Here is an 18816-nt window from a genome sequence, read left to right as displayed (position 1 = left end):
ATAGCGTGGAAACAGTCAAGGGCTGGCAGGCAGTGTGAACGGGAGTGGAAGTCGAATGAGTAGTGATCTTCCGGACGTGCGATCCGCGATCATCACCAGCGCCGCCGACGCCTTTGCCGAAGACGGTTACGCGGCCACGACTGTAGATTTACTGGCCGATCGAATCGGCGCCACCAAAGGTCTTGTCTACTACCACTTTCGTTCGAAGTTCGACATCTACCTGGCAATCTACGAGCGCGGGATGAGCCTGCTCCGCGCCGAGGTCGAGGCTCGGATGGACGGCGCAGACAGCGGCCTTGCGCGTCTCGAAGCGATGTCGCACGCCCACTTGGTCAATCTCATGACACATCTCGGATATCACCACACGATCCACCAGGGGGTCCGGGGCCAGATGAACTCGGCGCTCAAGCCGAGGCAGCAGCAAGTCCTGGTGGAACTGAATTCGCTGCGGCTCGACTACGAGAATCTGTTCGTCGACGTGATGACCGAAGGTGTCGCGGATGGTTCGATTCGTGCGGGTTCACCTCGAATGGCCGCAAAAGTACTCCTCAGCAGTCTCAACGGCATCGACCTCTGGTACCGAAGGCGTGAAGGGCAGACGTTGGCGGAGACGGAGTCGTTGGCGGACCAGATCGTCGAGCTCTTGGTCGGCGGATTGCGCGCAGCGAGCTGACTGAAAGCTGCATTCACCGTGCGGGTTTCCTCCGGCCGGTTCGTGCTTTCCTGCGGCTTGTCGTTCGGTTTGTCGTGCCCTGACAGTCGGGGTAGCATGTTGGCGTCGTGCGCGGACTTGCGCAGGAATTCAGGGAAGAGGAGGTGTGGCTGTAATGCGTGGCCAACCTCCGAGTACCAACTGAAGCTGTAGCCGCCCGGGTTGATCCGGTATTTTGCTGCAGCTTCATCGTGTGTTCATCGGCTTCGGCTTTGCTGTGAAGCAAGCGTCGTCGTTCACTCTTCCCTCGAAAGCTGTTCAGCATGCGCGAATTTCGTCGTTCACGGTCGGTACTGCCACGTCGTTCTGCAGGTCTCGGTGACTCACATCCCGGGCACTCGCGAGCCGCGCGCACCGTCGTGAAGGCTGCCCCGCCCGAGGCGGTGGCGCCCGTCGAATCGACCGTCGTCAACAGCGGCGTGTACCGCGACGGCGAGCGAATAGCGTCACCGTCGACGCTGGCGGAGGCGCTGTCCTGCCTTCCGGATTCGCAGTCGATGGCGTGGATCGGCATGTACCGGCCCGACGACGCCCAGTTGTATGCCGCTGCACAGCATTTCGACCTCCACGAGCTGGCGGTCGAGGATGCGATCGTCGCGCACCAGCGCCCCAAGCTCGAGCGCTACGGCAAGACGCTGTTCGTGGTCCTGCGGGCAGCGCGGTACCGCGACGAGACCGAGCGGGTCGAATTCGGTGAGGTGCACATCTTCTGTGGTCCGAACTTCATTCTTACCGTCCGTCACAGTGAATCGCCGGATCTGTCCGCGGTGCGGACTCGCATGGAGAATGATCCTGACCTGTTGCGGTTGGGTACCGAGGCCGTTCTCTACGCCATTCTCGACGCAGTCGTCGACGGGTACGCCCCGGTAGTTGCCGGCCTGCAGAACGACATCGACGAGATCGAAACCGAAGTGTTCAGCGGCGATCCCGGAGTATCGCGTCGCATCTACGAACTGACCCGTGAGGTAATCGAATTCCAGCGGGCGACTCGTCCGCTGCTGGGGATGCTGCGTGGGTTGTCGGCAGGATTCGACAAGTACCACACGGACGAAGAACTCCAGCGTTACCTCCGCGACGTCACCGACCATGCGACGACGGTGGTGGAGCGAGCCGATGGATTTCGTCAGTTGCTCGGAAACATCCTCACGGTGAACGCAACTCTGGTGTCGCAGAACCAGAACGAGGAGATGCGCAATCTGACGCAGGCAAGCTACGCGCAGAACGAGGAGATCAAGAAAGTCTCGGCGTGGGCGGCAATTCTCTTCGCGCCGACGCTCATCGGAACCGTGTACGGGATGAACTTCGACGACATGCCGGAACTGCACTGGCACTTGGGCTATCCGTTTGCGCTCTCGATGATGTTCCTGACGTGTGGAAGTCTCTACACGATCTTCAAGCGTCGGGGCTGGCTGTAGAAAGCACTCGTTGTAGAAAGCGCTGTGCGCCTTGTCAACCGAGTTCGGTTGGCAAGGCGCACAGGTTTGTTCGGGAGAGACGCTCGAATCAGAGCGTGGCGACGCAGACCGTGAACTTACGTTCCGGGTGCTCGAATCCCGAGTCTGCCCCCGAACCGCATTCGTCGATCGACGTGGAGTTCTGCAGAATTTCGACGACCTCGACGACATTGGTGCCGCTGGTGTCCGAGCATTCGATGCGGGCAGGCTCGTCCATGCCGCTGCCGAGATCCATGCATCCGCCCACTACCCAGTCGACGTCGAGACAGACAGCGCCCTGCTCGTCACCCGCGAGAGTCTCGTAGTAGTACGAGTCGACATCGGAGGCGCACTGATCAGAGGTGGGAACCTTGGCGACCACCTTGTAATTGGATTCCTTGCTACCGCAGTCCGCATTGTCGATCTCGGCGGCCGTCGTAGTGCCGCCGAGTTTGACGCAGTCACCGATCGACACGTCGATGTCGACGTCGCCGCCGTCGTCCGAACCCTCCTGGCCGGTGATCTTCGAGGTTGTCGGCGCCGCTGAGGTAGTGGTCGAATCGGCAACCGAGGACGATGATTCCGCGATGGCTTTCGGCTCGATGTCGGAACCGCAACCGACGGTGAAGGCGGCGATTGCAGAAGTTGCGATCACCGCAGTGCAAAGTCGCCGGACGATTCCGGACATAAGGACCCCTTTGGTTATTCTGGATAGTTCTGTTGGTTCGTAGATTGTTCGGGACCTATTCCAATACATCGGTAGTCGAATTGCCAACCGGACTGTCAGTATGAGTGGGTGGACCTACCCCTGATGCCGCCGCTTGCCCCGATGCTTGCGAAGGCCGCGGCTACCGTGCCGCCGCAGCCCGAGTCCGGGGATCCGACGTGGTCGTACGAGCCGAAATGGGACGGATTTCGAGCAATCATCTTTCGCGACGGTGATGAAGTGGTGCTCGGGTCGCGGGGAGGAAAAGACTTGGCGCGGTATTTTCCCGAAGCAGTTGAAGCCGTCAAAGCTGAATTGCCCGAGAAATGCGTAGTGGACGGCGAACTGGTGGTTCCCCGTGAAATCGACGGTGTGACGCGCCTGAGCTGGGAAGCATTGTCCGAACGTATTCATCCCGCAGCGAGCCGCGTTGCATTGTTGTCGGAACAAACGCCCGCACAGTTTGTCGGGTTCGATCTACTCGCGCTCGGGGCTCGAGACGTCTCGATCGAGGATTTCGGTGTGCGGCGTGCGCTGCTCCTCGATTCCGTCGGCGGCGGACCGAGTTGCCACGTGACAGCAGCGACGGCAGACAGTGCCGAAGCAATGGTCTGGTTCGAAACCTTCGAAGGCGCGGGTCTCGACGGGGTTGTCGCCAAGAAGCTGGCGGGGCGGTACCTGCCGAACAAGCGCGAGATGATCAAGGTAAAGCACGCCAGGAGCGCGGATGTCGTACTGCTGGGTTACCGTCCCCACAAGAGCCAGCCAGGTATCGGGTCGATGCTTCTGGGTCTGTTCGACGGTTCGGAATTGAAGATGGTCGGTGGCGCTTCGGCTTTCACCGCGGCGCGGAGAATCGAGTTGCTGGCCGAGCTCGAACCTCTGCGGCTCGGGGACGATGTTGTGGCCGAGGGCGAGGCCAGTCGGTGGAGATCTGCCGCAGACCGTTCGTGGATTCCGCTTCGTCCGGAGCGGGTGCTGGAAGTGGCATACGACCAGATGGAAGGGGAACGCTTTCGGCACGCTGCACGATTCCTGCGCTGGCGTCCGGACAGGGTGCCAGACGAATGCACATTCGATCAGTTGGAGGTTCCGGTGCGATACGACTTCGCGGATGTACTTGCAGGTGGTAAGTGATGGCAAGTCCGGCAGAGGAATTGGACGTCGACGGGATCGCGGTCCGGTTGTCGAGCCCGGACAAGATCTACTATCCGCAGCTGGGTGAGGACGGCGGAACCAAGCGTCATCTTGTCGAGTACTACCGCACGGTGGCGCTGCAGGGCGCAGCGCTGCGAGCACTCCAAGATCGCCCCACGCATCTGCAGCGGTTTCCCGACGGCATCGAGGGCGAAGAGGTCTACCAGAAGCGGCTGCCGGCAAAGCGGCCCGAGCACGTCGAGTCCTGCGAGGTCACGTTCCCTTCCGGCCGCAAGGCCGATGTCCTTCGAGTGCGCAGTGCCGCGAACATCGTGTGGGCTGCAAATCTCGGGACCGTCACCTTTCATCCGTGGGCCGTGCGGTGCCCGGACACCGACCACCCGGACGAACTCCGCATCGATCTCGATCCGCAACCGGGAACCGGGTTCGACGAGGCCGTTGCCATCGCGGACGAGGTTCTTCGTCCCCTGCTCGACGAGCTGGGGTTGGAGGGATTCCCCAAGACTTCCGGTGGCCGAGGCCTTCATGTCTACATCCCGCTCGAAGCGCGCTGGGACTTTGTCGAGGTCCGTCACGCGGGTATCGCCCTCGCTCGTGAGGTCGAGCGTCGTAGTGCCGATCGCGCCACAACCGCGTGGTGGAAGGAAGAGCGGGGTGAACGGATCTTCATCGACTTCAATCAGAATGCCCGTGACCGGACGATCGCGGCGGCGTATTCCGCTCGCAAGACGCCGATTGCAACCGTGTCAACGCCGGTGACCTGGGACGAACTGCGCGACGTGCATCCAGACGACTGCACCATCGCCACGGTTCCCGGCTTGCTCGCCGATCGTGGTGATCCGATGGAAGCGATGCACGACAAGGCCTTTGCCCTCGATGTTTTGTTGGAGATGTGGGAGAAGGATCTGGCGGCGGGACTTGGCGATCTGCCGTACCCGCCGAACTATCCCAAAATGCCCGGTGAACCCAAACGTGTTCAACCGAGCAAGGACCGCGATCGGAAGAACAAAGACGGGTAGCGTCAGAGGCGGACATATCGGGTAATTCGATTAGACGTCGAATGTACGGTCACGTCGAATGCACTGTGGGGGTTGGATATGGATCGCCGGAAACAGCGAGCAGCAGGTTTGGCGGCGGGCGGCATCGTTCTGGCCGCCTTCGGATTGTCGCTCGGTAGCGGAACAGCTTCAGCTGCGACGTTGGATTGTTCGGCGCGCGGCCAAGATCAGACGATCGTCGAGGGGGCGTCCGCGTGCCGAGCGGTGGCCGATCCCTCCAGTTATGCGATTTCACACGTGGAGGGCGACGGCGTCGGCGTCGCGGATTCTCGAGACGGTGGCCGGTCGGCGGGCGTGGGACTCTTCGGCGGAGTCGCTGCGGCGGAGTCGCGCGGGGGTCTACTTGCCGCCGTTGCGTACGGTCCGGGTTCGCTGGCACTCGGCCGCACCGACTCCTCGCCCTTTGCCGTCGTGCTCAGTGGGCCTGGTGGCAGAGCGGCGGTGGGTGACGCGGACGTCGGGGCGATCTGCTCAGGTGGTCCCACCCTTGTTTTCAATATCGCCACAGGTCAGGGATGTTTCAGCGACGGCACTTCGACGTGGGTCACCCCGTGAAAGCACCCCGGCCCTGAGCCTCTTGCGTGACAGTGGTCACAATGGTGTCAAGCTCCTGCCACCGATCGGGTGACCGGGCAACTTGATCAGCGGGGATCGGAGGACGCGATGACTCCCAATGCACGACGGGGTTCGCTCGCCCGGGTGGAGGTGCCTTCGCGCACCGAGTTGTATGTGGACCGGCGGTTCCTTCCCCTGGCCGACCGCTTCTTCGCGATGTATCGCCAACCGCAACAAGGCGGCGGCGCGCTGGTCGTGTACCTGGGTGGCGAGAAAGTGCTCGATATCTGGGCCGGCAATGCCGATCGTGATCGGCGCTGGGACCACGACACGGTGTCGCTGTCGTTCTCGACCGGCAAAGGCGTCGCCAGCACTGTTGTCCATCGGCTCGCCGAACGTGGACTCATCGACTACGACGCTCCGGTTGCTCAGTACTGGCCCGAATTCGGGGCGGCTGGCAAGGACAAGATCACCGTCCGTGAACTGATGTCGCATCGAGCGGGCCTTCACCGCGTTCGCGGCCTGATGCCGCATCCCCTCGACCTGATGGACTACGACGAGGTTGTTGCCGCCCTGGCTGCCGAGAAGCCGGATTCGCGTCGGCTTCGAGGCCCCGGCTATCACGCTGTGACCTACGGGTGGTTGGTAGCCGAACTTGTGGCCAGGGTGTCCGGTCAGCCGTTCATCGACGTCGTACAAGCGGAGATAGCGAAGCCCCTCGGAGTCGACGAACTCTGGTACCGCGTACCCGAAACCGAGCGTCCACGGATTGCGAAGCTGTTTCCACATATCAACCCTGCTGGCTTGAACTGGGCCTTCGCTTCTACCGTGCTCTCACACGTCGGTCCGACTCGCGGACTCGCGGAGGCCGCGATGCCGGACGGTTTCGACGTCATGGTGCGCAACCCGGCTGTCCACGACGCCGTCATGCCGGGCTGGAACGGAGTGTTCAGCGCGCGTGCTCTCGCGAAGATGTACGGCGCCATTGCGAACGGCGGTGTGATCGACGGGAAGCGGTTCCTGAAGGAATCGACCATCGACCAGATGTCGACCATCCAGACTCGCGATCGGGACTACGTGCTGGCGGTGCGGCCCAACTGGACTCTCGGTTACCACCCGCCGATCATCGCCGCGCGGCGGCAGCCGCGTAATGCGATAGGCCACTACGGAGTCGGCGGTTCGGGTGCGTACGCGGACCTGTCCAGCGGACTCTCACTCGGTTTCACGACCAACAGGTTGGGTAGTGCTGTGACAGCTCTCGGTGATCTTCGCCTTGCGAGGCTCGGTGCCGAGGCGCAGGAGTTGGTTCGTCGAATCTGACACGAAGGGAATGCCATGAGCAGCAACGTGTACCGGGTGACCGAGATCGTCGGCTCGTCCACTGAGAGCAGTGATGCGGCAATTCGCACCGCCATCGCCCGGGCGAACGAGACGGTGCGCAACCTCGAATGGTTCGAGGTGGTGGAAACTCGCGGTCACATCGAGAACGGCGCCGTGGCGCATTTCCAGGTCACGTTGAAGGTCGGCTTCCGGCTCGACGGCGACGAATCTTGAGTCGTCATTCATGAGTGTTGATCTCAGGGCGGCCGTCGGGTTCATGGCGGGACATGCCAGGACTCTCGATCGGTATCGACTGAATTTGATTCTCGGACAGGGTGACCGGGCCGCGGCTTGTGCGGCCGTGGACGGTTATCGCAACCAGGACGGTGGGTACGGCTGGGGAGTCGAACCGGATCTCCGCTCGGCAACCAGCCAACCTGGCGGCGCGCTGCATGCCTTCGAAGCCTTCGCGGACATCGGAACGCCGACGCCCAGAGCGGTCGAGCTGTGCGATTGGTTGCAGACCAATTCGTTGGCAGGCGGCGGTTTGCCGTTAGCCTTCCCGATCGCCGACCCGGCCGGTTGTGCGCCCTTCTGGGTGGATGCGGATCCGACGACGCCGTCGTTGCAGATCACCAGCATCGTGTGTGCTGCAGCGACTCGCGTCGCCGAATTCGACGAGGCCGTTGCCGAACATCCGTGGTTCGCCTCTGCCGTTCGATATTGCCTCGACGCGATCGACGGGGCGGATTCTCTGCATGCCCTCGAGTTGGCCTTTGCCTTGCAGTTTCTCGACGCGGTACACAGCACGGCCCCCGAGGTGTCGTCGTTGGTGAATGCACTGGGTAAACGAATCCCGGCCGACGGCCTGGTTCACGTGGACGGGGGAGCCGAGGGCGAGTTCATGCGGCCCCTCGATTTCTCACCGCTTCCCGGTGGCCCGACCCGCGCGTTGTTCGAGGCATCAGTGATCGAGTCCGAACTGTCTGCGCTCGCTGCGCGACAACATGACGACGGCGGTTGGGCGGTGGATTTCGACAGCTATTCGCCCGCCGCTGCGTTGGAATGGCGAGGTCACGCCACCGTGCAGGCGGTATGGCTGCTGAAGCGCAATGGGGTGATCTGAAAACGATTCTCGCGCCAAATTGGAACACGTTATAGTCTGGGAATCAGTTCGTGCTTCGTGTTTCAGGGATAGGGGAATGTCATGGCGTATGTAATCACGCAGCCGTGCTGCAACGACGCCTCGTGTGTTGACGTGTGTCCGGTCAATTGCATTCACCCGACACCGGACGAAGCTCCGTTCGCGACCACCGAAATGCTTTACATCGATCCCGACACCTGCATCGATTGTGGTGCGTGTGTGGACGAATGCCCGGTCGAGGCGATCTTCCCGGACAACGAACTCGACGAGGACGACGCGCCGTATCTGCAGATGAACGCGTCGTACTTCGAGAAGCATCCGATGGGCCCGGACTGGCCCGAGCCGATCACGATGGCCAAGATCGATCCCGAGCTCGGAACGCTGAAAGTGGCGATCGTCGGATCCGGCCCGGCCGCCTGTTACGCGGCGATGGAACTGACCGGCAAGCCGCGCGTCGAGGTCGACATGTTCGATCGACTTCCCACTCCCTACGGATTGGTGCGCGCCGGCGTGGCGCCGGACCATCCCGGAACCAAAGGCGTCACCGACCAGTTCCGCGCCGTCGTCGCGAAGAAGACTGTGCGCTGCCACTTCAACGTCGAGGTGGGCACCCACATCTCGCATTCGGAACTCTTGGACCATCACCACGCAGTGATCTACGCGGTGGGCGCTGCCGGGGATCGCAAGCTCGAGATCCCCGGCGAGGATCTGCCGGGAAGTCACGCTGCCACCGAGTTCGTCGCCTGGTACAACGGCCACCCGGGATATGCCGATCGGACTTTCGATCTGTCCGGCGAGCGAGCGGTGATCGTCGGAAACGGCAACGTCGCACTCGACGTCGCACGCATCCTGGTGACCGACCCCGACCAGCTTGCGAAGACGGACCTCGCCGAGCACGCATTGGAAGCTCTGCGTGACAGCAAGATTCGTGAGGTCGTCATTCTCGGGCGTCGCGGGCCGGCGCAGGCCGCGTACACCAATCCCGAACTGTTGGCGCTAGGACAGATGGCGAACGTGGACGTAGTCGTCGACCCGATCGAAGCCGAACTCGACGAGGCCAGTCGGGCGTTCGTGGACAGCGATGCCGCCGAGCCGTCCGTCCTGCTCAAGGTCAAGCAGGCGCAGGAATTTGCTTCACGTACCGCAGATCCTTCTCGCAAGCGGATCGTTCTCCGGTTCCTCACCTCTCCCGTCGAGATCCTCGGCGACGGTGCAGTCTCACAGGTGCGGATCGTGAAAAACGAATTGGTGGCAACGCCGACCGGTCAGCTCTCCGCCCGGCCCACCGAAACCGAGGAGACGATCGACACTTCACTGGTGCTTCGGTCGGTTGGATACCGCGGCACACCGATGGCCGACTTGCCCTTCGACGACGCTCGCGGCGTGATCCCCAACGAGAACGGCAGAGTGATCGACACCGAGACCGGCACGCCGATCCCGGGTGTCTACGTCGCGGGTTGGATCAAGCGCGGACCGACTGGCGTGATCGGCACCAACAAGTACTGCTCCGCCGAGACCGTGTCGATGATCTTCGACGACTTCGCTGGTGGACGCCTCACAACCCCCGCCGAGGATGCCGACAAGTTGCAGGTTTTGTTGGCAGACCGGTCGCCGGATCAGGTGGACTATCAAGGGTGGCAGCGTATCGACAAGGCAGAACGCGCATCCGGTGCCGCCGCCGGGCGACCGCGAACCAAACTCATCTCCATCGAATCCATGTTGGCGGCTGCCCGCAGCGAGGGATAGCAACATTTGGGCGAACATCCGAATTGCTCGATTGCCGCTTTTGTGTGTTAATGACTATGGAAATGTGCGGTTTGCTCTCTTTGGCGTGCTCGGGTGTGTAGGTGTGCTCCCAGCGGGTGCGTCCGAATGTGCATCGGCATCGGTACCAGGCGGGTATCGATGCCGGCCGCGCAAAATCCACGTGAGTACGTGGTCAGTCGAGCGAAGGTAGTGACATGGGCAGCAAACAGGGTCGTCGGACGTCACGGGTTGCCGTGGCAATCGTCGGAGCGGTGGCTGCCGGCCTTGCTCTCGCCGGACCTTCCGCGGCCGTTCCTCTCTTCCCCGGTGGACCGGACATTCCTTTGCCTGTCATTCCAGGGGTGCCGTATCTCGACCCGGCGATTCCGGTTCCGGGCATCCCGGGTACACCGATTCAGGCGCCCATCGGCGCTCCCAACTTCTCCGCGCCTTCGCTCAACCCGTCTGCCGGTGAGACAGTCGGTATCGCACAGCCGATCATCATTCGTTTCAACGAGGCAGTCGGCGACCGTGCCACGGCCGAACGCGCTATTCGCGTAACCACCGATCCTCCGGTCGAGGGCAGCTTCTACTGGATCAACGACAGCCAGGTCCGTTGGAAGCCGGCACAGTTCTGGCCGGCGAACATCTCCGTGACCGTCGACGCCGGTGATTCGCACTCCACGTTCAACATCGGTGATGCGCTCGTCACCGTCGCGGACGACAACACCAAGCAGGTCACCGTCACCCGCAACGGCGAGGTTGTGCGCACCATGCCGACGTCGTTCGGCAAGCCGGGCCACGAAACACCGAACGGCACGTACATCGTCGGCGAGCAGCTGCGCGACATGTACATGGATTCGTCCACGTACGGAGTTCCGATCGATTCTCCCGAGGGATACCGGACCTACGTCGAGTACGCGACGCGAATTTCCTACAGTGGCATCTTCGTTCATGCTGCTCCGTGGTCGGTTGCGCAACAGGGATTCACCAACGTCAGCCACGGCTGCCTCAACGTCAGCACCGAGGACGCCAAGTGGTTCTTCGAGAACGCAGGCAAGGGCGACCCGGTGATCGTGCAGAACACCGCAGGTGGAGTCCTCAGCGGCGCCGACGGATTGGGTGACTGGAACCGCTAGACACAGTCGACGAAGGCCCTGCGTGAGAAGTATTCGCGCAGGGCCTTTTTCGTGTCGCGTTCAACTCGAGTGTCTTGTACGTTCACCATTCATTCGTTGCGGGCGGTCAGACTGCCTCAGTGAGATCGAGTCCGGAAAGAACGCTGCCCACTTCAGGCAAGCCAGGTCTGTGGGGCAGACCATGGCGTGACTACGCGCTCTTTGCGCTCTTGGTAGGTCCCAATCTCGCGTTGCTGATCTTGTTCACTTATCGCCCGCTGGTGGACAACATCCGACTTTCTTTCTTCGACTGGAACATTGCGGACCCGAAGGCGACGTTCATCGGGCTGAGCAACTACCGCGAGTGGTTCGGACGAAGCGACACCTGGCAGATCGTCACCAACACAGTGGTATTCACGTTGGTCACCGTTGTAGGTTCGATGGTCATCGGTTTGGCGTTGGCCATGCTGCTCGATCGCAAGCTCGTCGGGCGAAACCTGGTCCGGTCGGCCATCTTCGCGCCGTTCGTGATTTCCGGTGCAGCGATCGGTGTCGCGTTTCAGTTCGTCTTCGACCCCAACTTCGGTCTGATCCAGGATCTCCTGCACCGTGTCGGACTCCAGTCGCCCGACTTCTATCAGGATCCCCACTGGGCGCTGTTCATGGTGACCGTGACGTACATGTGGAAGAACCTCGGCTACACGTTTGTCATCTACCTTGCTGCGCTGCAAGGAGTTCGGCAGGAGTTGAACGAAGCCGCCGAAATCGACGGCGCTAAGCCGTGGACCAAGTTCCGCCGGGTTCTTCTGCCTCAGTTGCGTCCGACGACGTTCTTCCTCTCGATCACCGTCATGCTCAACTCGCTCCAGGTCTTCGACATCATCAACGTCATGACCCGAGGTGGCCCGCTGGGGACAGGGACGACGACCATGGTCTACCAGGTGTACAACGAGACGTTCCGAAACTTCCGGGCGGGCTACGGCGCGACGGTTGCGACCATCATGTTCCTGATCCTGCTGATCATCACCGTCTACCAGGTTCGTGCCATGGATCGGGGAGAAGAAAAATGACAGCGGTAGAGGAAAAGAAAAGCGCTGCTCCGACTTCCGTCGTCCGGCCCGGCCCGGACCGCAGGAACGTGGACCGGCGTGAGGTCGGCGTGAAGGTCCTCGGGTACGCGGCAATGGTGATCGCCCTGATCATCATCGTCCTGCCGCTCTACTGGATCGTGATGACCTCGTTCAAGGAGCGGCCGGAGATCTACACCCAGCCGGCAACGTGGTGGCCGTCGTCGCTGCATCCCGAGAACTACTCCGAAGCAACAACATCGGTCCCGTTCTGGATGTTTCTGCGGAACTCGATAGTCATCACGACGATTCTGTCCGCGGCGAAGTTCGTTCTGGGCACTCTCAGTGCGTACGGGTTGGTGTTCCTGCGCTTCCCGGGGAAGAACTTCGTCTTTCTCGGCATCATCGCCGCCTTGATGGTGCCGAATCAGATCACCGTGATCTCGAACTACGCACTCGTGGCAGAGTGGGGCTGGCGTAACACGTTCCAGGGCATCATAGTTCCGCTCGCGGGTGTAGCCTTCGGTACGTTCCTCATGCGCAACCACTTCCTCTCGATTCCTTCGGAGATCATCGAGGCGGCGCGGATGGACGGCGCCGGTCACTGGCGGCTGCTCTGGCGCGTGGTGCTCCCCGTTTCCGGACCCACGATGGTGGCGTTCGGCATCATCACGGTGGTCAACGAATGGAACGAGTACCTGTGGCCGTTCCTTATGTCCGACGATTCCTCGGTAGCACCGCTGCCGATCGGATTGACCCAACTGCAGAACAACGACGGACTCACCAACTGGGGTCCGGTCATGGCAGGAACGGTGCTGACGATGCTGCCGATTCTGGTGATTTTCCTTGTGCTGCAACGACACATGATCAAGGGCCTCACCTCCGGTGCGGTCAAGGGCTGACAGTTTTCCCGTCACATTTCTTTTTCGAGGAGCAGCAATGGCAAACATGAACAGGCGCGGATTCTTGAGCCTCGGCGGCGCAATCGCAGCCGGCGCCGCACTGACCGCGTGCGCGGGTTCCGGCGGGTCGAGCGCTGATGCTGCGGGAACATCCGGTGCTGCCGGTGATTCCAACACCATCACCTTCTGGTCGAACCACCCAGGTAAGTCCACCGACGTGGAGAAGGAACTGATCAACCGCTTCCAGACCAAGTACCCGGACCTGAAGGTCAACTTGGTGGACGGCGGCAAGAACTACGAAGAGGTGGCACAAAAGTTCAACGCTGCCCTCTCCGGCGGAGATGTGCCCGATGTAGTTGTGCTGTCGGATGTCTGGTGGTTCAACTACGCACTGGCCGGAGCGATCGAGCCGCTCGACGGACTCTTCTCCGAGGTGGGCGTCGACTCGGCCGACTACGTCGATTCGCTGCTCGCCGACTACCTTTTCCAGGGCAAGCACTACGCGCTTCCCTACGCACGGTCGACGCCGTTGTTCTACTACAACAAGGCGGTCTGGTCGCAGGCCGGTCTTCCCGACCGTGGGCCGGCGACGTGGCAGGAGTTCGACGAGTGGGGACCAGAGCTGCAGAAGGTCGTGGGCAACGGCAAATTGGCACACGGGTGGGGCAACGCGAAGGATTACCTCGGCTGGACCTACGAAGGCCCCATCTGGACCTTCGGCGGATCGTACTCCGACCAGTGGAATCTGCAGCTCGACAACGAGAAGACCATTGCTGCAGGTCAATTCCTCTCCAGCATGATTCACGACAAGAAGTACGCCGCGGTCTCCACCGACATCGCCAACGAATTCGGTACCGGGATTCTGGCGTCGACCATCGCGTCCACGGGTGACCTCTCCGGCATCAAGAAGACTGCGAACTTCGACTTCGGCACCGCTTTCCTCCCGGCAGTGGACGGAACTCCCGGTTGCCCCACCGGCGGCGCCGGACTTGCCATCCCGTCCAAGATCTCCGATCAGCGTAAGAAGAACGCGCTCAAGTTCATCGACTTCATCACCAACGGTGAGAACACGGCGTACTTCTCGCAGAACGTCGGCTACATGCCCGTCCGCAAGTCGGCAACCTCGGAGCCGAGCATGAAGGCGTTCCTCGACGCGAACCCCAACTCCCGTACCGCCGTGGATCAGCTTTCGCGTACGCGCTCGCAGGACTACGCACGCGTGTTCGTCCCGGGCGGCGATCAGATCATCGGCACGGGACTCGAGCAGATCGCTCTCCAGAAGGCCGACGTCGCATCGACATTCGCCGGCGTTGCCACCCAGTTGCAGCAGATCATCGACCGGCAGATCACCCCCAAGCTGCCGAAGTAGTAGGAGAGAGCACTCATGGCCAACGTGCAATTCGCGGGAGTCACGCACCGCTACGAAGGAACCGATCGACCGGCGGTCGACCGTCTCGACCTCGACATCGCTGACGGTGAGTTCCTGGTACTCGTAGGACCTTCCGGTTGCGGTAAGTCCACCAGCCTGCGAATGCTCGCCGGTCTCGAATCCGCGTCGGACGGCCGGATCGAGATCGGCGGCACGGACGTCACGCACCTCGCTCCGCGGGCGCGCGATGTCGCCATGGTGTTTCAGAGTTACGCGCTGTATCCGAACATGACCGTCGAGCAGAACATGGGTTTCGCGCTGCAGAATGCGGGAGTCGGAAAGACCGAGCGCCGAGAGCGGGTGCTCGAGGCCGCGCGGATGCTCGAACTCGAACCGCTGCTCGGACGCAAACCGGCGAAGCTGTCCGGTGGGCAACGTCAGCGAGTTGCCATGGGTAGAGCCATCGTTCGCCATCCCAAGGTGTTCTGCATGGATGAGCCGCTCAGCAATCTGGACGCCAAACTACGCGTCAGCACACGGTCACAGATCGCCGCCCTGCAACGCCGACTCGGCACCACCACGGTCTACGTCACCCACGATCAGGTGGAGGCGATGACGATGGGAGACCGCGTCGCGGTAATGCTGGACGGTCGCTTGCAGCAGGTGGCAAAGCCGCGCGAACTCTACGACAACCCCGTCAACACCTTTGTGGCCGCCTTCATCGGGTCGCCCGGCATGAACTTGATCGAAGCGCCGGTTGAGGGCACCGTCGCGGTGCTCGGTGATCTACGGATACCGCTGCCCACCGGGGCGTCCGAGCGGGAACGGGTAGTCGTGGGAGTTCGCCCGGAGTCGTGGGATCTGGTGGGAGCGTGGCGAAAGGGCTCGCTGGCCGTGGATGCCGACCTGCTCGAAGAGTTGGGCGCCGAATCGTTCGTGTACGCGAAGGGCGCTCCGGATTGCCAGTGGCAGAGCCGATCCAGCCGGATTGTCATCCGCGTTGACCGGAAGATGTCCGTGACACCAGGGGAATCGCTTCATCTGCTGCCCAAAGCCGGTGAGGTGTACTTCTTCTCCGCGGAGACCGGGGTCCGTCTGTAGCGATACTGTGTGCGGCATGACCGTCGCGCGTTCGCTGTTGTTGTTCGTTCTCGCCGCGCTGCTCGAAATCGGGGGCGCGTGGTTGGTGTGGCAGGGAATTCGCGAGCAGAAGGGTTGGATCTGGGTAGGGCTGGGCGTCATCTCGCTCGGCCTCTACGGCCTGGTCGCGACCGTGCAACCGGATGCCAACTTCGGCCGTATCCTCGCTGCGTACGGCGGCATCTTCGTTGCGGGGTCGCTACTCTGGGCGGTGGTGATGGACGGATTTCGCCCGGATCGCTTCGATATCGCCGGTGCGCTGATCTGTCTCGTCGGTGTCGGGGTGATCATGTACGCCCGGTAGGACCTTCGGCCCCGTGCGCGCTCAGGGAGTCCAGAGGGTCCTCGAGCGCGCACAGGGGCTTGCCCCCCTGCTACCAGATCTTCACACGCTTCTCCGGCTCCAAATACAGTGCGTCACCGGGCTTGACGTCGAACTCCTCGTGGAACGTGTCGAGGTTGCGGACGACGCCGTTGCACCGGAACTCCGGCGGCGAGTGCGGGTCGACGGCCAGACGGCGAAGCGCTTCGGCCTCCCGAGCCTTCGTGCGCCACACCTGCGCCCACCCGAAGAACACGCGCTGCAAGCCGGTGAGTCCGTCGATGACCGGCGGTTCGGTACCTTCGGTTGCGATCTTGTACGCCGCGATCGCGATCGACAGACCGCCGAGGTCGCCGATGTTCTCGCCGATCGTGAACTCGCCGTTGACGTGGTGGCCTGGCAGTTCCTTCGGCTCGAATTCGTTGTACTGCTCGATGAGAGCCTTTGTGCGCTTGCCGAATTCGCTGCGATCCTCGTCGGTCCACCAGTCGACCATGTTGCCGTCGCCGTCGTACTTGGCGCCCTGATCGTCGAACCCGTGACCGATCTCGTGGCCGATGACGGCGCCGATGCCGCCGTAGTTGGCAGCGTCGTCGGCTGCCGCGTCGAAGAACGGCGGCTGGAGAATGGCTGCGGGGAAGACGATTTCGTTCATGCCCGGGTTGTAGTAGGCGTTGACGGTCTGCGGCGTCATGAACCACTCGTCTCGGTCGACGGGGCCGCCCAGCTTGGCCAGGTCACGGTCGTACTCGGCGGCGTATCCGCGACGGTAGTTGCCCACCAGGTCGGTAGCCGAGATCTCGAGACCGGCGTAGTCCCGCCACTTGTCGGGGTAACCGATCTTCGGAGTGAACTTCTCGAGCTTGGCCAATGCGGCCTCACGCGTCTGCGGGCTCATCCACTCGAGATCGGAGATGTTGCGGCGGTACGCCTCCTGCAGGTTTGCGACCAGTTCCAGCATCCGGGTCTTGGCTTCTGCGGGGAAGTGCCGATCGACGTAGAGCTTGCCGACGGCCTCGCCGAGCAGATCCTGAACAAGGCTGACTCCGCGCTTCCAACGCTCACGGTTCTCTTCCGTCCCGGAGAGCGTGGTGCCGTAAAACGCAAAGGTTTCGTCCACCAGGGCCGAATGCAGGTAAGGGGAGCGGGCATGAAGCACCTTCCACGCCGCCCATGCCTTCCAGTCGTCGAGTGACTCCGACGCCCATAGAGCGGTGAAGGTGTGCAGGAAGTCCGGCTGACGGACGACGATCTCGGCGAACTTCTCCGAATCGGCGCCGAGACCCGACAGCCACGCCGCCCAGTCCAACCCGGGGTTTTGCTCGGTCAGTTCCTCGAAGCCCACGAGGTTGTAGCTCAGATCTGCGTCACGACGCTTGACGACGTCCCAGTGCCCGGCCGCGATCTTCTTCTCGAGTTCGAACACACGCTGCGCGTCGTACCCGACGCCGGCGAGGGTGAACATCTTGTCGATGTGCGCGACGTACTTCTCGCGGATTTCCGCGTAATTGTCCTCGCGGTAGTACGACTCGTCGGGCAGGCTGATGCCCGACTGGCTGAAGTGAATCAGGTATCGCTCGGAGTTCTTGGCGTCGGTGTCGACGTAGTGAGAGATGGCGCCACCGACGCCGACGCGCTGGTGGCGTCCGATCACGGTGGCGAGAGACGAACGGTCCGGTGCGTCTGCGACGGCGTCGAGCTCGTCGTCGATGGGGTTCAGACCAGCAGCTTCCACGGAATCGGCGTCCATGAAGCTCGAGTACAGGTCACCGATGCGCTGAGCATCGGTACCGGCGGCGGAGTTGGACTCCGCGGCTTCGGTGATGATGGTCTGTACGTCTTCTTCGGCCTTGTCGTAGAGCGTGCGGAATGCCCCGTCGACGGCGCGGTCTGCCGGAATCTCGTATTCGGCGAGCCATTTTCCGTTGACGTGGACGAACAGATCGTCCTGCGCCCGTGTGTCGCCGTCGAGGTGGGTGAGGTCGATGCCTGAGCGATGAGCCGTGGTCATTTCTCCATCCTTACACGATCATGACGAACTGCTCGGTGTGTGCATGATCGCTCCAAGCCCCAGTTCAACTATTGCGCTGGGCAACGTCGGTATGGCATGGCACGATCGATTACGTGACCAGCAGACCTGCCGCAGATCCGCACCTGCAGGACCTCGCGCGACTACGACGCGTGCGTGACCGTATCGACCGCGAGTACGCGCGGCCTCTGGACGTGGAGGCGCTCGCGCGGGGAGTGAACATGTCTGCGGGGCATCTCAGTCGTCAATTCCGCCAGGCGTACGGCGAACCGCCGTACGCCTACTTGATGACCCGGCGCATCGAGCGCGCGATGGCGCTTCTGCGCCGCGGCGACCTGAGTGTCACGGACGTCTGCTTCGAAGTGGGCTGCAGCTCACTCGGCACCTTCAGCAGCCGGTTCACCGAGTTGGTCGGGGTTCCGCCCAGTGTCTATCGGCGCGAGGCCGAGCAGTCGACGGCCGGAATGCCGTCCTGTGTGTCGAAACAAGTCACCAGACCGATCAGGAATCGAGAAGCGCAGACCCCACAACCGCAATTAACGTGATCGCCATGGACATCACCATTCACTCGAGTTTCCTTCCGCAGGACGACCCTGATGCCGCCCTGAACTTCTATCGCGACACGCTCGGCTTCGAGGTTCGCAACGACGTCGGTTACGACGGGATGCGTTGGATCACCGTGGGGCCGCCCGGCCAGCCCGGTACCTCCATCGTGCTGCATCCGCCGGCCGTCGATCCCGGCATCACCGACGAGGAGCGCCTCACCATCATCGAGATGATGGCCAAGGGCACCTACGGCGGACTTCTCCTGGCCACCAAAGATCTGGACGACACGTTCGAGCGGCTTCAGGCCGGCGACATCGACGTCGTCCAGGAACCGACAGAGCAGCCCTACGGCGTTCGCGATTGCGCCGTCCGCGACCCAGCGGGAAACCTGATCCGTATTCAAGAACTGCGCTGAATTCAAGAACTGCGCTGAATTCAAGAACTGCGTTGAGACCGTCAACTGCGCTGAGACCGTCGGCGATCGACTGACA

At 62.1% G+C, this 18816-nt stretch carries 19 protein-coding genes; 17 read left to right on the top strand and 2 right to left on the bottom strand.

The features are described 5' to 3' along the window. Positions 1-55: 55 nt before the first annotated feature. Positions 56-673: a TetR/AcrR family transcriptional regulator gene (locus ACSW29_RS17505; RefSeq protein ID WP_230815414.1), complete on the top strand. Its 618-nt coding sequence runs from the start codon at positions 56-58 to the stop codon at positions 671-673. A gap of 302 nt (positions 674-975) precedes the next feature. Next, positions 976-2127 (top strand): magnesium and cobalt transport protein CorA, encoded by a 1152-nt coding sequence (locus tag ACSW29_RS17500; RefSeq protein ID WP_317825675.1) that lies wholly within the window; start codon positions 976-978, stop codon positions 2125-2127. Positions 2128-2215: 88 nt separating this feature from the next. Here the strand turns inward: ACSW29_RS17500 and lppU are convergent, their stop codons facing one another. After that, positions 2216-2833, bottom strand: coding sequence for an LppU family putative lipoprotein (gene lppU / locus ACSW29_RS17495; protein WP_230815416.1), 618 nt, complete (start codon positions 2831-2833; stop codon positions 2216-2218). Positions 2834-2941: 108 nt separating this feature from the next. Here lppU and ACSW29_RS17490 point away from each other — a divergent pair, with 108 nt between their 5' ends. From ACSW29_RS17490 to ACSW29_RS17430, 13 genes are all read left to right on the top strand, one after another. After that, entirely contained in the window at positions 2942-3988 is a 1047-nt protein-coding gene (locus tag ACSW29_RS17490; RefSeq protein WP_448277847.1) for an ATP-dependent DNA ligase, read from the top strand. After that, entirely contained in the window at positions 3988-5028 is a 1041-nt protein-coding gene (gene ligD / locus ACSW29_RS17485) for a non-homologous end-joining DNA ligase (RefSeq protein WP_230815418.1), read from the top strand. The genes ACSW29_RS17490 and ligD overlap by 1 nt, the downstream gene beginning before the upstream one ends. Before the next feature lie 78 nt (positions 5029-5106). After that, entirely contained in the window at positions 5107-5622 is a 516-nt protein-coding gene (locus ACSW29_RS17480; RefSeq protein WP_448277846.1) for a DUF6764 family protein, read from the top strand. A gap of 108 nt (positions 5623-5730) precedes the next feature. After that, a complete protein-coding gene (locus ACSW29_RS17475; RefSeq protein WP_230815420.1) occupies positions 5731-6942 on the top strand; it encodes a serine hydrolase domain-containing protein in 1212 nt (403 codons plus the stop codon). Positions 6943-6957: 15 nt separating this feature from the next. Further along, positions 6958-7176: a dodecin gene (locus tag ACSW29_RS17470; RefSeq protein WP_003939815.1), complete on the top strand. Its 219-nt coding sequence runs from the start codon at positions 6958-6960 to the stop codon at positions 7174-7176. 10 nt (positions 7177-7186) lie between these two features. After that, positions 7187-8068 (top strand): hypothetical protein, encoded by an 882-nt coding sequence (locus ACSW29_RS17465; protein WP_448277845.1) that lies wholly within the window; start codon positions 7187-7189, stop codon positions 8066-8068. Between the two features lie 81 nt (positions 8069-8149). Next, positions 8150-9832 (top strand): FAD-dependent oxidoreductase, encoded by a 1683-nt coding sequence (locus ACSW29_RS17460; RefSeq protein ID WP_448277844.1) that lies wholly within the window; start codon positions 8150-8152, stop codon positions 9830-9832. A 215-nt stretch (positions 9833-10047) separates the two neighbouring features. Further along, positions 10048-10971, top strand: coding sequence for a L,D-transpeptidase (locus ACSW29_RS17455; protein WP_124567765.1), 924 nt, complete (start codon positions 10048-10050; stop codon positions 10969-10971). Between the two features lie 74 nt (positions 10972-11045). Further along, positions 11046-12020 carry a carbohydrate ABC transporter permease gene (locus tag ACSW29_RS17450; protein ID WP_003940557.1) on the top strand — a complete coding sequence of 325 codons (975 nt, stop codon included), beginning with the start codon at positions 11046-11048 and terminating at the stop codon, positions 12018-12020. After that, complete coding sequence (locus ACSW29_RS17445) at positions 12017-12919, top strand: carbohydrate ABC transporter permease (RefSeq protein WP_124567764.1); 903 nt, start codon at positions 12017-12019, stop codon at positions 12917-12919. The genes ACSW29_RS17450 and ACSW29_RS17445 overlap by 4 nt, the downstream gene beginning before the upstream one ends. A gap of 37 nt (positions 12920-12956) precedes the next feature. Next, positions 12957-14288 (top strand): ABC transporter substrate-binding protein, encoded by a 1332-nt coding sequence (locus ACSW29_RS17440; protein ID WP_214883217.1) that lies wholly within the window; start codon positions 12957-12959, stop codon positions 14286-14288. Positions 14289-14303: 15 nt separating this feature from the next. After that, positions 14304-15389 carry an ABC transporter ATP-binding protein gene (locus ACSW29_RS17435; RefSeq protein WP_448277843.1) on the top strand — a complete coding sequence of 362 codons (1086 nt, stop codon included), beginning with the start codon at positions 14304-14306 and terminating at the stop codon, positions 15387-15389. Positions 15390-15405: 16 nt separating this feature from the next. Next, complete coding sequence (locus ACSW29_RS17430; protein WP_448277842.1) at positions 15406-15732, top strand: YnfA family protein; 327 nt, start codon at positions 15406-15408, stop codon at positions 15730-15732. A gap of 70 nt (positions 15733-15802) precedes the next feature. On the opposite strand, the gene ACSW29_RS17425 is transcribed toward ACSW29_RS17430, so the two are convergent. Further along, positions 15803-17761: a M13 family metallopeptidase gene (locus tag ACSW29_RS17425; RefSeq protein WP_448277841.1), complete on the bottom strand. Its 1959-nt coding sequence runs from the start codon at positions 17759-17761 to the stop codon at positions 15803-15805. A 113-nt stretch (positions 17762-17874) separates the two neighbouring features. On the opposite strand from ACSW29_RS17425, the gene ACSW29_RS17420 reads away from it, so the two are divergent. Together ACSW29_RS17420 and ACSW29_RS17415 are read left to right on the top strand one after the other, a co-directional pair. Next, a complete protein-coding gene (locus ACSW29_RS17420) occupies positions 17875-18324 on the top strand; it encodes a helix-turn-helix transcriptional regulator (protein ID WP_230815428.1) in 450 nt (149 codons plus the stop codon). A 5-nt stretch (positions 18325-18329) separates the two neighbouring features. Next, positions 18330-18740 (top strand): VOC family protein, encoded by a 411-nt coding sequence (locus tag ACSW29_RS17415; protein WP_448277840.1) that lies wholly within the window; start codon positions 18330-18332, stop codon positions 18738-18740. Positions 18741-18816: the final 76 nt, after the last annotated feature.

This window comes from Rhodococcus sp. GB-02 (genome assembly GCF_053470465.1).
This window is presented reverse-complemented; position numbering and strand designations above follow the sequence as displayed.